Source organism: Agreia sp. (assembly GCF_964263775.1).
In the GTDB taxonomy this organism is placed as follows: Bacteria; Actinomycetota; Actinomycetes; order Actinomycetales; family Microbacteriaceae; genus Agreia.
Genome location: NZ_CAXVWM010000121.1, coordinates 1 through 14,458, shown reverse-complemented (window position 1 = coordinate 14,458; position 14,458 = coordinate 1). Strand labels below are relative to the sequence as shown.

Genomic DNA, 14,458 nt, shown 5'->3' with positions numbered 1-14,458 from the left:
CAAGGCTACAGCGCACGCCGTGAGGCGCCGCGGGAGGCCTCGTCGATCTGCCTAGAGGATGTGCTCGACCAGGACCGATGAGATGCCGACGTAGCTGTGCGGGGTGAGGGCGAGCAGGCGCTGCTTGGCGGCATCGCCGATGTCGAGGCCCGAGACGAACTCGGCCAGGTCGCTCGCACCGATGCGCTTGCCCCGCGTGAGCTCTTTGAGAAGCGCGTAGGGGTCGGTGATCGACGATCGTCCCGCGGTGATCTCGGCGCGCACGACGGTCTGGATGGCCTCCGCAAGGACCTCCCAGTTGGTGTCGAGGTCGGCTGCGAGCAGCTCGCGGTTGAGCGAGATCTGGCCGAGACCGGCGGTGATGTTCGACAGCGCGAGAAGTGAGTGGCCGAGGGCGACGCCCACGTTGCGCTGCGTGGTCGAGTCGGTGAGGTCGCGCTGCAGGCGGCTCGTGACGAGAGTCTGCGCGAGTGAGTCGAGCAGGGCGCTCGAGAGTTCGAGGTTGGCCTCGGCGTTCTCGAACTTGATCGGGTTGATCTTGTGCGGCATCGTCGACGACCCCGTGGCGCCGGCCACCGGAATCTGCGTGAAGTAGCCGAGCGAGATGTAGGTCCACACGTCGGTGCAGAGGTTGTGCAGGATGCGGTTGCCGTGGGCCACCTTCGAGTAGAGCTCGGCCTGCCAGTCGTGCGACTCGATCTGGGTGGTGAGCGGATTCCAGGTGAGACCCAGCGAGGTCACGAATTCACGCGACACGGCCTGCCAGTCGAGGTCGGCATCGGCCGAGAGGTGCGCCGCGAACGTGCCCGTGGCCCCAGAGAACTTGCCGAGGTACTCGGCCGCCTCGACCTGCGTGCGGATGCGCTCGAGGCGGTAGACCGTGACGGCCAGCTCTTTGCCCATGGTGGTCGGGGTGGCGGGCTGCCCGTGGGTGCGGGCGAGCATGGCGTCGTCGCGGTACTGAACGGCCTGGGCGCGCAACTCGTCGATGACCGCCCGGAACGCGGGCAGCCACACCTCGGTGACGGCATCCCGGATGACGAGCGCGTAGCTGAGGTTGTTGATGTCTTCGCTCGTGGCCGCGAAGTGGGTGAGCTCGGCGATATCGGTCAGCCCCAGCTCGGTGAGCCGACGGCGCACGAAGTACTCGACCGCCTTCACATCGTGCTTCGTGGTGGACTCGAGGGCGCCCAACTCTGCCACCTCCTCGTCTCCGAACTCGGGTGCGAGCTGCCGCAGCAGACGCTGCTTCTCGAGCTCGATCGGGGTCGATTCGAAGAGCGAGTGATCGGTGAGGTAGATGAGCCACTCGACCTCGACCTGAATGCGGGCGCGATTGAGCCCGGCCTCAGAGAGAAACTCTCCCAGCTCGGAGACGGCCGACGCGTAGCGGCCGTCGAGGGGGCTGAGGGGCTGGGGGGACAGGGCGCTCATAGGGCGAAAGAACTCCAGTGCTGGGCGGCCATCGGGCCGCGTCGGTCAGGCGTGGGTGGATGTCTGCGGCGCGCGAAACGCCGGTTCGAGCTGCGCGAAGACGGCCGAGCAGGCCCGTTCGATGGTCGCCAGAACGGCGGCGAACGTGGCCGCGTCGGCGTAGTAGGGGTCGGGAACGTCGAGCTGACGACCCGGGTCTGTGTCGAAACTCGTGAGCAGCCTGATCTTCGATCGGTCGGAGTCGTTCGCCGCCCACGACCGGATGGCCCGCTCGTGGGTGCGGTCGAGCGCGATGATCAGGTCGTGTTCGTCGAACGACGACGAGTCGAACTGCTTGGCACGGTGTTGGGATGCGTCGAAACCGCGATCCGCGAGGGCCGCGATGGTTCGCGGGTCGGCCTGCTCGCCGACATGCCAGTCGCCCGTTCCGGCGCTCGTGACCGAGACGCGATGGCCGAGACCGGCCTGCTGCACGAGGTCGCGCAGCACGATCTCGGCCATGGGAGAACGGCAGATGTTGCCCGTGCAGACCATGCAGACTCGAAAGATTCCCACAGGAATCTCGGTCGCGTCACGGGGCATGCCTCTATCTTGGTGCAGTTTTCACTCCTCCACACCAGCGGTGTTCCCGCGATACTCCCCCGATGCCCGCCGCGGGGCTCGCGCATCCGCACTGGGTGGCGACACTGATGCCGTGACGTTTTCTCCGAATCCCCTCTCCAACCATGTTCTTTCGCTGCTCGAGCACGACCGGGCCGCCGTCGAGCGGCTCAGCGTCGAGCTGTGCACCGAGCTGCTGCCGACCGTCATGCGTGACGATTCGCCGGGGTGGCAGGGTCTCGCCCGTCGATCGTTCGACATGCGGTGCGAGCGGATGGCGGCCGACGTGCGCCGGGTGTCGACCAGCCTCGACGACATCTCGGCGACGCTCGCCGGTGCCATCGCCACGGTGGGCGTCATCCCGTGACCGGCGACGGCGACGAACTCGTCGTCTCCGGCGGGGGCAGCTTCGCCGTGTCGACGGATGAGATCTCGAACACGGCCTTTCGGCTCAGGTCGGTCGAGAGCGATTTTCTTGCGGCCTCCGTGCGGCTGAGAGGGCTGCAGGTCTGTCTCGATCCGCTGGTCGCCGCGCAGGCACCGACCGTGTCGACACTGGTGCTGCGGGCTGCCGACGACCTCGAGAGGGCGTCGCGCGAGGCCGCAGAGCTCGACCTGTCGCTGCGCCTGGCGGCAGAGGCCTACGGCATGGTCGAGAACGCGATGCTCGACGGAATCCGCATCACGTCGGGCGTGCTCGGCAATGTGCTGGGGCACCTGGCGCCGTTCCTGCTTCTGGCCGGCTCCCCGTTTCTTGCGGCCGGGTCGGGGGTTCTCCTCGGCCTGGCACTGTGGCCCGACACGCCGAAGAACCCGGCCGATGTCGCTGAATGGATGCGCGAGCATCCGGAACTCGCCAACAACCCGGCCACTGCGGCGGCCGTGCGCCTTCTCTTCTCGGCGAGCGACGACATCATCGCGGGGATGCTCGGGGTTGCCCCGGGCACCGGCGCGTTTGTTGGCGACGACGGCCTCGGGCTGTTCGGCATCAGGGAGGCGGCGGCCCTGGTGCTGGCCGCAGCGGGGGTCGCCGGTGGTTCCCGGGTCGCCAGCGGTGCTGGAGCTGCGGGCGACACGGGGCGAAGGCCGCTCGTCGAGACGGGGGTTCGCACGACCCGCATCGCGACCGCACCCGTCACGGCACCGTCGAACATCAGAGACCTGGCCGCGCGGATGCCGGCGACGAGCAGCACGGGCCCGCAGATGAGAATCGAGAAGTACGGGGGCGACGAGGGCGCTCCGTCATACATCGTCTACCTCGGGGGCACCGTCGACATGAACGCCATGCCTGCGGGCGAGGCGTTCGACATGACGAGCAACGTCGAGTCGATGAGCGCGGGCGACGGAGCCTCCTACCGCGCCGCCGTCGAGGCGATGAGCGACGCCGGCATCCAGCCGGGCGATCCCGTGCTCGAGGTGGGCTACTCGCAGGGCGGACTCCTCGCCGTGCAACTCGAGCAGTCGGGAGAGTACAACGTGCAGGGCGTGGTGACGTTGGGTTCGCCCGTGGGCCAACTCGAGACCACGGCACCCACGCTCACCATCGCGCACACCGAAGACCTCGTGCCCGCGCTGGGCGGACTCGACACGGCATCCGCAGACGACCGCGTGCTCGTTCGACGCACGCTCTACGACGACGCGCCCATCCCGGCCGGCGACGCGTTTCCGTCGCACAATCTGGGCGCGTATCGCGAAACGGCGGGCCTGGTCGACGCGTCGACAGATCCGAGGGTCGAGAAGTTCATCGACGACGCCGCGCCGTTTCTCTCGGGCGACGCGGCGGGCACGGCAACCGAATACCGCGCCGAACGGGTGGAGCGGTGAACGCCGTTCTCGGCCGTCGGTCAGTCTTTGCTGCGGCCGGCCAGGGGGCGCAGAATCGAGCCGATGATCGCCGAGAGAATGGCCAGCACGAGGGCGCCAAGCACCGCCCACCAGAAGCCGTCGACGGTGAGGCCGAAGCCGAAGAGCTGCGAGAACCAGGCCGCGAGCATCAGCAGCAGCGCGTTGACCACCAGCGAGAGCAGGCCGAGCGTGAGTATGTACAGCGGAAACGCGACGATGCGGATCGCCGTGCCGACGATGCCGTTGACGACACCGAAGATCAGGGCCACGAACAGATACGAGAGGATCGCGCCGAGGGCGTCGTCTTGAAACGGGTCGAGTTTGACGCCTGTGACGATGAGCGTGGTGAGCCACAGGGCGATCGCGTTGGCCACGAGGGAGACGAGAAATCTGCGCATGCGCCCAGTATCCCAGTTCGCGAGCTAGGCCAACAGAGCCTCGCGGGCCCTGGTTTGGCCAGTTCTCGCGCGCAACTCGCTGCCGAGCATGCGGCTGCGGTCGCGAATTTCCGATTCGGCGAGCAGCTTTCCGGCGGCGGTACTCAGTTCTTCGACAGAGGCGGTGTTCGGCGCGAGCGCCAGACCGTAGCCGCGCGATTCGATCGCCTGCGCGCCGGCGAACTGGTCTGTCGAGAACGGCAGAACCAGCATCGGCACGCCGGCCGTCGCGGATTCGGTCACGCTGTTGTTGCCGCCATGGGTCACCGCGAGCACCGAGTGTCTGAGCAGCGTGACCTGCGGCAGAAACTCGCGCACCAGCCACTTCTCGGGCAGGTCGCCCAACTCGCGACGATCGGCCGATCCGATGGCAAGCGCGACGCGCACATCCAGTGTCTTCAGAGCATCGGCGACTCGGGCGAGCACATCGGCGCGAACCGAGAGGAAGCTGCCGAAGCTCACATAGACGATCGGCGCTCCTCCCCCGGTCAGCCACGCATCCACCTCGAGGTCGGCGGGCTCGTCGCGCACCGACGAGCCGAGGAACGCGTGTGCAGGAAGCATGGAGGTTCGCTGTGGGTCGTGCAACTCGGCCGGGTAGTTGAAGAGCAGAGTGTCGCCGTGCTGGGCGAACGCATCAGCGGAGGAAGTCGCGCCAGGGTTCAACACCGACAGGGCATCATTCCATTGTTCGGTGAAGCGGTCGCGCACGAGCCCGCAGCGCTCTCGCAGTCGATCGAGCGCAGCTTCGTTCGGATCGAAGGCCGTCGGCCACTTTGTTGGATAGCCGTATACCTCGTCGGCTATGGGCAGTGCGGTCGGATGCCCGAGTACCACGTCCGCATGCCGGATTCCCGCCGCCCGCAGCGCGAGACGGGCGGTGAACGCGAGATGGTCGACGACCACCGCATCCGGTTTCACCCGGTCGATCACCGCGAGCACCGCGCTTGCGGTCTCGAGCGGCCGCCACAGCAGATCGGTCGTTCGCTGCGATGCTTGATAGTCGAGGGTCGCGACCATGCCGAGTCTCGTGGCGTCGAAGAAACCACGCAGCGAGTCGTCCTCGCCGGTCGGCTGCTCTTGGGCGCGGATCGTTCCCGGGTTGGAGCCGCGGCCGAGCCGCAGGTCGGTTGCCTGAAACCCGAAAGATTCGACGATCGACCTCGTCGCGGGTCCGGATGCGACCACCACGTCATCTCCCGCGTCACGCCAGGCGGTGGCCAGGGTGGCGAGGGGAAGAAGGTGCGAGGCGTAATCGGGGCTGATGACCAGCAGCGTCACGGTGCTCCGCCCGCGCTCGACAACTCCATGCCCTCGACGCGACGGTTCTCGGCGACTGTGGCATATACGCGCTCGAGCGCCGTGGCCATGGCCTGCACGGTGAAGCGATCCCTCACGATTGCGCGGGCTGCCGCGACGCGCTCGGGGTCGTTCTGCGCCGCGATCGTCAGGGCCTCGGTCATGCCGCGACGCACCCCGGTGGCCGATCCGGTATCGACCAGGATGCCCGTTACGCCGTCGTCGACATATGTCGCAGGTCCCCCCGCGTCGGGGGTCACGACGACGAGCCCTGCGGCGAGAGCCTCCAGGATGGCGATGCCGAACTCCTCTTTCAGGCTGCCGCACACGTAGATGCCCGAGGCGCCGATGAGGTCTTTCGACCCGAGACGCGTCAGCGCGAGCCAGCGCGACACCACGTCGTTGGGGCGGTGCCCTGCCAGCACGAGCCCGTCGGCGGCGCGGGGGTTCTCGCGCAGCACACGGTCGATAGCGTCGAGCTGCGATTGCTCGTCGGGCGATGGCGCGAGCAGGTCGCCGCCGACGATCACCAGGTTGCACGACGTGAACAACGCAGCATCGGTCGCCCACGCCTCGACGATGGTGGCCATGCCCTTGACGCGGTGCAGGCGTCCGACGCTCAGTGCGAGCGGCAGAGAACGGCGGTGTTCGGGCAGGGCGGCGATCAGCGCATCGAGTTCGCCTGCCGGCGAGTCATCGATTCGGGTGTTCCTCGATTCGACCTCGAGGAGTGCGGCGTCGATGGTGGCCACGTCGATGCCCTCGGGAACAACGGTGTACCGCTCGGGCGAGTCGTCGATGTCGATGCCGAGCAACTCCTGCAGCTCGTCACGCAGCGCCGGCCGGGGGAACAGCACGATGTGCTCGGCGTCGGCCGCGAGGCGCTGCACGAGCCTGTGCCGGAACCAGTAGTGCTCGTGTTCGTCAACATCGCCGAAGTTCGCCGGGGTCAGCGACCCGGCCACGTCGAGAGCACGGATCACACCGTGCGGGTCGGGGGCGAGCGTGAAAACCACGGGGATGCCCAGCTCGCGGGCCACGCTCGACGCGGCCATGCTGCCGACATCGGCCATCCGCAGGTGAAGAACATCGACGGGGCCGAGCGCCACGAGTGCGCGGCGAATGCCGCGCTCCGCCGCGACTCGGGTGTGCCACGAGCGGGCCTGCGGGCCGGGTTGTGACAGCAGGGGAACGGGGACGAAGTCGTGATCGGCGAACGTTCGCGGGGCGAGGTCGAGCAGACTGTCGGCCGCGGCCCCGGCGTCTCCCCGAGACATCGTGAGAACGCGGTGGATGCCGCCCCGCCGGGCGAGGGCGTCGCCGAGGTGCACGAGCAGCGTGGCCACTCCCCCGTTGTCGCCCGCGCCGGCTCGCGTCAGGCCGCGGTCGATGTCGGCATGAAGAAACAGCTGGGCCACAGTCAGGCCGTCGCCGAGCCGGATGGCGGCGGGCGAATCACCCAGGTCGATCAGGGCCAATCGCGCCGCGTCGACAATCGCGGGCGAGCCCGTTGCTGTGGAATCGCTGTCGACCGACGCGAGTTCGCGTACCAGCCTCAGGCCTCGCTCGTCGCCGTGACGGTCGCCGAGGCCCGCGATCGCAGCAACGCGAACTTCAGCGGGCTCTGCCGTGTTCGCCGCGATCTCACGCAGGGCACGGCCGGGAACTCTTCCCGAGACGAGTCCGAGGGTCTCGACGAGCCGGGTGCGCACGCCCACGTGCGTCTCGGCTACGAGGGCACCTTCGAGCGCGAGGGCGACGTGATCCGGCGCAGGGACCGCCCACTGCTGCAGCGTGCGCTGGGCGAGCATTCCGGTGAAGCCCGCCTGCACGACGCAGCCGACGAGTCGCGACACGGCATCCAATCGCGGAAGTCGGCCACCGAACGCCCACGCTGCATGCTCGCGTAGGAATGCGCGGTCGTTCGAGAGCAATTCAGACAGAACATCATCGGCCTCGTCGTCGAACAAGCGGCCGAGCGCGTGCACCGCGGCGATGGCAACGAGCTGGTTCTCGTCGTCGTCGATGGCACGGCGCAGGATGCCGACGGCCTGGCGACCGCCCGCGCGCGAGGCCACCAACGCAAGGTCGTCGGCGCCCCGAATGACGTCGAGAAGGAAAGGAGTATGACGGAGTCGATCGAGCGCGGCGGTCAGTTCCATGTCAGAGGTGTTTCCATGATGCGGGGTGTTCCGAATTCTGCTGGGAGCGGTCGACGACTCGTTCGGAACCGAGGGTGTTATCGGTTCGCGCGAAGCGGACTCTAGTGAGTACAGCCGAGATCGGGCGTGGGAGAAAGGCCATTGACAAGTTCTGGCGAACGCCCACGCGTTTACTATGAGGGATGGTCGCCGTCGTCGGGTTGGGAGAGCAGATGAAATGGTCCATTCGCACCGTTGCCACGCGCATCCCAGCAACACTCGTCCTCGTCGCCGTGGTTCTCATCGTCGGGATAGTGGGCCAGGGTTTCTGGATGGCGGCATCCCAGCAGTCGTGGTGGGAGTCGGTCGCCTACGGCCTTCCCGCCTTCCAGGACGGTCGATGGTGGACGCTCATCACGGGCACATTCGTCGTGATGTCGCCGTGGGGTTACCCGATCACCCTCGTGGGCTTCTTCTGGGTGGGCCTTCTCGAGTGGCAGCGCGGATCCCGCGTCGCCCTCCTCTACTTCGTCGTCGGCCAGCTCGTCGCCATCTTGGCGACGGCCGCCTGCCTGTGGGCCGCGAACCTTCTGCCCTGGCCCTGGGCCGTGAGTCTCGCCGGCACGCTCGACGTCGGCCCATCCGGCGGCACCATGGCCTGTTTCGCGGCGTGCGTCGGCCTCTTCGCGTCGCCGTGGCGCCAGCGGGGCTGGCTCATCGTGGTGACCTATGCGGCGATCGGACTGCTCTTCATCGGCACGATCGCCGACCTCGAGCATGCATTCGCCGTCATCCTGGTGTTGGCAGTCACTCGCTCGTTCCGCATTCGATCGGCGAGTCTCAGGGAACGCAGGCTGCTGGCCTTTGTCGCCGGCCTGGCGCTCGGCATCATCCAGATTCTGACCCTGCTGCTGCCGACCAATGGGCCGTTCGGCCCAACAGCGGCGACGGATGGCCCCTGGGTGGAGGTCATCATCGACACGGTCGTGATTCTGCTCGTGGCCAACGGCCTGCGCCTCGGGCGCCGGTGGGCGTGGGTGCTCAGCGTCATCTGGGCATCGGTCAACGTCGCGGTCGCGGGCCTCTACATCGTGCTCGCGCACCTCGACCCGGTCGACGTGCAACTGAACTGGGGCGACACCGACGTGTCGATCGCGACCTCGGTTCTCTGGCTGGCCTTCCTCGTGTACCTCATCGCCACCCGGGGAGCCTTCCATTCCCGCAGGCGGCGGCCGCTCGGCGCAGCGGATGAGCGGAATCCTTCCCCGCCGGCCACAGCGGAGGATGCCCGCGCGATCATCAAGGCCGACGGCGGGGGAACACTCTCGTGGATGTCGACCTGGGAGGGGATCGAGTTCCTGCGCACCTCGGGCGGCCTCGTGCCGTACCAGAAGCACCTCGGCGTGGCCATCGTGCTCGCCGACCCCCTGGGGCCGCCCGCCAGCATCCCGTCGAGCGTGGACGAATTTGTTCAAGTGGCCGAGCACGACTCCCTCGTGCCGTGCTTCTTCAGCTCGAGCCAGACGACCCGAGACGCGATTCCGGATGGCTGGCGCGAGCTGATCATCGCGGATGACACCATCGTGGACCTGCCCGGACTGGCCTTCACCGGAAAGCCGTGGGCCAACATCCGCACCGCCATGAACAAGGCCGAGCGCGAGGGCATGCAATTCAGGCTGACCACCTACTCGGCCGAGACCTGGGGAATCCGCCAGCAGATCCGAGCCATCTCGGAGGGCTGGGTGGGCGACAAGGACCTGCCGGAGATGCGGTTCACTCTCGGCACGCTGCAGGAGGCGGACGACCCCGAGGTGCAGATCGCCCTCGCGATCTCGCCCCAGGGCGACGTCGATGGATTCTTGAGCTGGCTGCCCGTCTTCGGAGCCGACGGGGTGCACCGCGGGTGGACCCTCGACCTGATGCGCCGTCGTGATGACGGCTTCGGTTCGGTGATGGAGTTCCTGATCGCCTCGTCGGCGCAGGAATTCGCCGAGGAGGGGGCCCAGATCCTGTCGCTGTCGGGCGCTCCCCTGGCCCATTCGGTCGGCGACGACGAGGGCGTGATCGCCCATCTGCTCGGCCAGCTCAGCACTATCCTCGAACCGATATATGGCTTCTCGTCGCTGCACCGCTTCAAGCAGAAGTTCAATCCACGCTCCGAGCCGATCTACCTGCTCTACCGCGACGAGGGCGACCTCACCCGTATTGCGGCGGCCCTCACGCGCGCATTCCTGCCGGATGCGACGCTGCGCCAGTTCGCCGGCGCCGGCCTCGAACTGCTAAAGCGGGATTGATCCGGCCCCTGCCATCGCCGGCGGGCGTCAGGCCTGGGCGCCTCCGGGGAGACCGGCCGCGCCCAGCCGGGTTGCTCCGCGGGAACGGACGCGCTGCTCCTGGAGCGCCTCGTCGAATTCGGCGGCCCAGTCGGGTGCGACCTCGACTCCCAGCCGGGCGGCCTCTTCGATCGTGAGCTCCTTCGGGAAGCCGCTCGTGTCGGACAGGCGGAACACGTCGCGACCGCTCATGACGTGGCCCGCGTAGCCGGCGACCATGTCGAGTCCCGCCGCGAGGGTTCGCCGGAAGGACTTCTCTTCTTTCACGAGCACGGCGATGACCTCGTCGCGCGATGCGGCCACCTCGGGGAAGTCGTCGGCGTACAGCTCGGCGATCACCGGCACGATGACCGAGAAGAAATTCTCGGTGAGCCCCAGCGAGAGTGCGAGCCTAATGGCGCGGCGCAGCAGGCGGCGCATCACATAGCCCTGCTCCTTGTTCGAGGGCACCACTCCGTCGACGGCCAGGAATGTCGCGCCGCGCAGGTGGTCGGCGATGATGCGCATCGCCGCGGTCTCGTCTTCGTAGCGGCGCCCCGTCAACTGCTGCAGGCACTCGATGATCGGCCAGAGCAGCGAGATGCGGAACACGTCGTCGGAGCCGAGCGAAGCGGCGGCGATGCGTTCGAGTCCGCCGCCGAAGTCGACGTTGCGGCGGGCGAGTTCCTCGAACGAGCCGTCGTCGAGCCGCCGGTACTGCATAAAGACCTGGTTGCCGATCTCCATGAACTGCCCGCCGTCGCTGGCCGGGTGGGCCAGGCCGAACGTCGGATCCTGGTGCTCGGAGCCGAAATCGAAGAAGACCTCGCTGTCGGGTCCGCACGGGTCGCCGATGGGCGTACCCTCGAGCGATCCTCCACGGCTCCACCAGTTCTCGCCGCCGTCGTAGAAGAAGATGCGCTCCCCCGGTCGCACGCCCCGGGCATCCCCGTCGGCCTGGGAGCCGATGCGGGCGATGCCGTTCGACACCCCTCGTTCCGCGAAGAGGGTCTGCCAGATCGATGCGGCCTCGTCGTCTTCGGGGATTCCGTTCGCCTCGTCGCCCATAAAACAGGTGACATAGATCTTCTCGGGATCGAGCCCGACGATGTCGACGAGGAACGTGAGGAACTGGCGGATCTGGGTCTCTTTGAAGTAATCGCCGAGCGACCAGTTGCCCAGCATCTCGAAGAAGGTCGTATGCCGGTTGTCGCCGACATCGTCGATGTCCTGGGCGCGAACGCACGGCTGGCTGTCGACGAGGCGGCTGCCGGCCGGATGCTCCGCCCCGAGCAGGTAGGGAAGGAGCGATTGCATGCCGCTTCCGTTGAAAAGCGTGCTGGCGTCGCCTCGGGGAACGAGCGGCGCTCGCGGGATGACGGTGTGACCGTTCCTCTCGAGGAAGGCGAGGTAGGAGTTGCGGATCTCGTGGGCATCCATGAGGCAAGGATTTCATAAGGATCGCGACCCGTGGGCTGTAGCGTCGAGGTCATGCCTCCCATCGATGAAGTCCTGCCGCCCTACGACGGGCCCCGGGGCATCCTGCACGCCGATCGGCACGACGTGGCCGCACGCCTGTTCGTCGCGACCTTCCTGCGGCAGAAGACGTCATCGCTGCCGCGGGTCGACTTCGAGATCGTCGGGCTCTGGGAGCGAGCGTCGATCGCGGCCCGATACGGAGACAAGGTCGTCGTGCTCGAGCCGGGCATGCGCATCCTCGTCTCGAGCGAACCGTCGGCCGCGGCCGACCGGGCCATGGCGCGGGTCGGGCCTGCCGCATGACCGACGTGACCGGCGCGAGCGGCACTCGCGACTTCACCGGATTCTGGCACCGGGCAGGAACGCGCGCCGTCGTGATGGTGGTGATCTTCGCAATCGTCTTCGTGGTCACCGGCGTGTTCGGATCGTGGGTCTTCGCCCCTGCCGTGGGCTGGATCGCGGCTGCCGGCACCTTTACCATCTGGATCTGGCTGTCGGTGCTGCGCTTCGATGCCGCCGACACCGCGGCCCATGCGAGCAGGGAGGACCCGTCGCAGAGGATGGCGCAGACCCTGCTCCTCCTGGCGAGCATCGCCAGTTTCGGAGCCATCGCGCTGCTGCTGGTCGAGGCCGGATCACTGGCGGCCAGCGCGACTCTGGGGCTCATCGCCACGGCCCTTGCGACCCTTGCCGCGTCGTGGTGGCTGGTGCACACCGTCTACACCCTGCGCTACGCGGGCTTCTACTACAGGGCCGGGGGCACAGGCATCGAGTTCAATCAGAAGGAGTCGCCCAGGTACCTCGACTTCGCCTACCTCGCCTTCACGCTGGGCATGACGTTCCAGGTGTCGGATACGAATATCACGAACTCCACGTTGCGCGCCGAGGCTCTTCGGCACGCGCTGTTGTCGTTTCTGCTGGGAGTCGTCGTGGTGGCGTCGACGATCAACCTCGTCTCGAGCCTGCTCCACTAAGCGGCGCGCAGCAGATCGCCCCGAGGCAGAAGAGGTTCGAACGCTACAGTCGATCGGCTGCTCGTGATCTACGACGACGCGACGGGCTGGCGTCGCGGGCGTCTTCGATGTCAGCCGGAATGCGTCTCGTCTGGTGATGCGGACGCCGCGGGTGCCACGTCTGCGGCTCGCCGGCGGGCTCGCCGCGACTTCGCCAAGGCGACGACCACAGCGACGGTGGTGAGTGTCGACCCCGCCACTGTGAACCAATTGCCGCTGCCCTGGGAGATGAGAATCAGCATGGCGATGATGACCAGCACGCTGAATATCGCGCTCGCCAGCAGGATCGTCTCGCTTCGTCTGGTTCTGTCGTCCATCGTCGTTCCTCCTTCGTTGGTGCTGGGCGAGGTTGGTCAGAGGCGCCCGGGCTCAGTCAAGCTGAGTCATCGCGGTTCTGAAGCGGGCGAGCTGCTGACCAGATGCATCCACGTTCTCACGATAGACACCGACTCTGCCGGGCATGCTCCTGCCTAACTGAGGACACATCTCTGAGGACGGGGTTCGAAGCGTCATCTCGGCGGAGTCAAGCAGGTTTGTCCTCAGTTGGCCCCAGCCGAAGAGCTCGTCAGTTGACGATCTCGCCACGCTCGTCGGCGCGGAGAACGGCCAGTCGGTCGTGCCATGCCTGCAACGCTTCGGACGTCAGCCGTGTCCAGTCGGTGACCTCGACCACGACTCGCAACGGTTCGCGGCTTCGGTACGACCGAGTCGGATTGCCCGAGAATTTCTTGTCAGTGACGTTCGACCGACGGCCCGCCTCGAGGAGATAACCGATGTGGAGGTCGGCTTTCGTTCCGTGAAAGAACGGCCCGTGATCGACTGCAGTGCTCACGGTTTCAGCTGAGGGAGCCGAGGGTCTGCCCCTCCCGATGCGCTTGTCACCCGCTTGACTGGCCGTTTCGGGCGGATAACTCATGGCGTTCTAACTGCGCGACACCGGTGTTTAGCCGATCCATCCTGATGAACGGCGGCCTTCCCGGTACCGTCGGGTCATGGCAGACACCGAATTCACCGACCATATCGGGGCGCCGGCCCGGCGCGCATTGAGCGGGGCTGGCATCCATACGCTCGACGACTTGCGCGCGACCGATCTGGATGCGCTGGCGCGGTTGCACGGCATCGGCCCGAAGGCCCTGCGAATACTTACCGAGGCGCGTAGGTCAATGACGGAAGAAGAGGACGGCGCTCCCAACCGTTCAACAGGATGAATCGTGGGACGGTCGGCGTGTTTCGCGCCAGACACCGGAGTGTCATCGATCCATCTTGTTGAACGCCGGATGCGCGCAGGATGCGCCGCCGGGCGACGCCGACTACACCGCCGTGGCCCGCGCATCCACCAGCGCGCCGTCGACGAGCCGCACCACACGATGCATCCGCGGCAGGTGCACGAGGTCGTGGGTCACGAGCAGCGTGGAGGTGTCGAGCTCGTCGGTGAGCCGAAGAATGAGGTCGATGATGCTCGCGCCCCGCTCTTGGTCGAGAGCGCTCGTCGGTTCGTCGACGAGCAGAACGCGGGGATCGTTCATCAGCGCGCGGGCGATGTTGACCCTCTGCCGCTGGCCGCCCGACAGCTGGTGCGGCCGCTTGTGACGCTGGTCGGCGAGACCGACGGCATCGAGAAGCGACGCTGCGCGATCGGATGCGACGGCGCGACTCCGCCGCCCCGCTCGCCGTCGCCGTCCCCCGAGCTCGTTCATGACCACGAGCTGTTCCTGGGCGGTGAGCGACGGAATCAGGTTGGGCTGCTGAAAGACGATGCCGATCGTGTCGCGGCGCAGCTCCGTCGCATCGTTCGCGCTGAGTCCGCTCGCATCGACTCCGTCGATGAGCACCTGCCCGGAGTCCGGGCGGATGAGAGTGGCGGCCACGGCGAGCAGGCTCGACTTGCCCGAGCCGCT

General features: G+C 67.3%; 15 protein-coding genes. 6 read left to right on the top strand and 9 right to left on the bottom strand.

Translation table 11 applies throughout. The features are described 5' to 3' along the window. Positions 1-51: 51 nt before the first annotated feature. Complete coding sequence (gene purB / locus ACE5CZ_RS09105) at positions 52-1,434, bottom strand: adenylosuccinate lyase (RefSeq protein ID WP_374947010.1); 1,383 nt, start codon at positions 1,432-1,434, stop codon at positions 52-54. 45 nt (positions 1,435-1,479) lie between these two features. Further along, positions 1,480-2,016: a low molecular weight protein-tyrosine-phosphatase gene (locus ACE5CZ_RS09100; RefSeq protein ID WP_374947009.1), complete on the bottom strand. Its 537-nt coding sequence runs from the start codon at positions 2,014-2,016 to the stop codon at positions 1,480-1,482. 112 nt (positions 2,017-2,128) lie between these two features. On the opposite strand from ACE5CZ_RS09100, the gene ACE5CZ_RS09095 reads away from it, so the two are divergent. Both ACE5CZ_RS09095 and ACE5CZ_RS09090 read left to right on the top strand, forming a co-directional pair. Beyond that, positions 2,129-2,401: a WXG100 family type VII secretion target gene (locus ACE5CZ_RS09095; protein ID WP_374947008.1), complete on the top strand. Its 273-nt coding sequence runs from the start codon at positions 2,129-2,131 to the stop codon at positions 2,399-2,401. Beyond that, the gene (locus ACE5CZ_RS09090) at positions 2,398-3,858 is read left to right on the top strand and encodes a hypothetical protein (protein ID WP_374947007.1); all 1,461 of its coding nucleotides are present in this window, start codon (positions 2,398-2,400) and stop codon (positions 3,856-3,858) included. Before ACE5CZ_RS09095 ends, ACE5CZ_RS09090 begins: the two co-directional genes overlap by 4 nt. 20 nt (positions 3,859-3,878) lie before the next feature. On the opposite strand, the gene ACE5CZ_RS09085 is transcribed toward ACE5CZ_RS09090, so the two are convergent. From ACE5CZ_RS09085 to ACE5CZ_RS09075, 3 genes are read right to left on the bottom strand one after another with little or no spacing between them, the layout of a single operon-like run. Next, positions 3,879-4,277: a phage holin family protein gene (locus ACE5CZ_RS09085; protein WP_374947006.1), complete on the bottom strand. Its 399-nt coding sequence runs from the start codon at positions 4,275-4,277 to the stop codon at positions 3,879-3,881. Positions 4,278-4,301: 24 nt separating this feature from the next. Then, complete coding sequence (locus ACE5CZ_RS09080) at positions 4,302-5,597, bottom strand: glycosyltransferase (protein WP_374947005.1); 1,296 nt, start codon at positions 5,595-5,597, stop codon at positions 4,302-4,304. After that, a complete protein-coding gene (locus ACE5CZ_RS09075) occupies positions 5,594-7,777 on the bottom strand; it encodes a glycosyltransferase (protein ID WP_374947004.1) in 2,184 nt (727 codons plus the stop codon). The genes ACE5CZ_RS09080 and ACE5CZ_RS09075 overlap by 4 nt, the downstream gene beginning before the upstream one ends. A gap of 212 nt (positions 7,778-7,989) precedes the next feature. On the opposite strand from ACE5CZ_RS09075, the gene ACE5CZ_RS09070 reads away from it, so the two are divergent. Next, a complete protein-coding gene (locus ACE5CZ_RS09070) occupies positions 7,990-10,050 on the top strand; it encodes a bifunctional lysylphosphatidylglycerol flippase/synthetase MprF (RefSeq protein ID WP_374947003.1) in 2,061 nt (686 codons plus the stop codon). Between the two features lie 27 nt (positions 10,051-10,077). Here the strand turns inward: ACE5CZ_RS09070 and ACE5CZ_RS09065 are convergent, their stop codons facing one another. Then, complete coding sequence (locus tag ACE5CZ_RS09065; protein WP_374947002.1) at positions 10,078-11,508, bottom strand: alanine--tRNA ligase-related protein; 1,431 nt, start codon at positions 11,506-11,508, stop codon at positions 10,078-10,080. Between the two features lie 51 nt (positions 11,509-11,559). On the opposite strand from ACE5CZ_RS09065, the gene ACE5CZ_RS09060 reads away from it, so the two are divergent. Together ACE5CZ_RS09060 and ACE5CZ_RS09055 are read left to right on the top strand one after the other, a co-directional pair. Further along, entirely contained in the window at positions 11,560-11,850 is a 291-nt protein-coding gene (locus tag ACE5CZ_RS09060) for a hypothetical protein (protein WP_374947001.1), read from the top strand. Next, positions 11,847-12,521 carry a DUF1345 domain-containing protein gene (locus ACE5CZ_RS09055; RefSeq protein ID WP_374947000.1) on the top strand — a complete coding sequence of 225 codons (675 nt, stop codon included), beginning with the start codon at positions 11,847-11,849 and terminating at the stop codon, positions 12,519-12,521. The genes ACE5CZ_RS09060 and ACE5CZ_RS09055 overlap by 4 nt, the downstream gene beginning before the upstream one ends. Positions 12,522-12,631: 110 nt before the next feature. Here ACE5CZ_RS09055 and ACE5CZ_RS09050 read toward each other — a convergent pair whose 3' ends face one another. Both ACE5CZ_RS09050 and ACE5CZ_RS09045 read right to left on the bottom strand, forming a co-directional pair. Then, the gene (locus ACE5CZ_RS09050) at positions 12,632-12,877 is read right to left on the bottom strand and encodes a hypothetical protein (RefSeq protein WP_374946999.1); all 246 of its coding nucleotides are present in this window, start codon (positions 12,875-12,877) and stop codon (positions 12,632-12,634) included. A gap of 248 nt (positions 12,878-13,125) precedes the next feature. Then, complete coding sequence (locus ACE5CZ_RS09045; RefSeq protein WP_374946998.1) at positions 13,126-13,392, bottom strand: NAD(+)--rifampin ADP-ribosyltransferase; 267 nt, start codon at positions 13,390-13,392, stop codon at positions 13,126-13,128. 160 nt (positions 13,393-13,552) lie between these two features. Between ACE5CZ_RS09045 and ACE5CZ_RS09040 the strand changes: the two genes are divergently transcribed. After that, a complete protein-coding gene (locus tag ACE5CZ_RS09040) occupies positions 13,553-13,768 on the top strand; it encodes a helix-hairpin-helix domain-containing protein (protein ID WP_374946997.1) in 216 nt (71 codons plus the stop codon). Between the two features lie 102 nt (positions 13,769-13,870). Here ACE5CZ_RS09040 and ACE5CZ_RS09035 read toward each other — a convergent pair. After that, on the bottom strand, positions 13,871-14,458 hold a 588-nt coding region (locus ACE5CZ_RS09035), incomplete at its 5' end, for an ABC transporter ATP-binding protein (protein WP_374946996.1).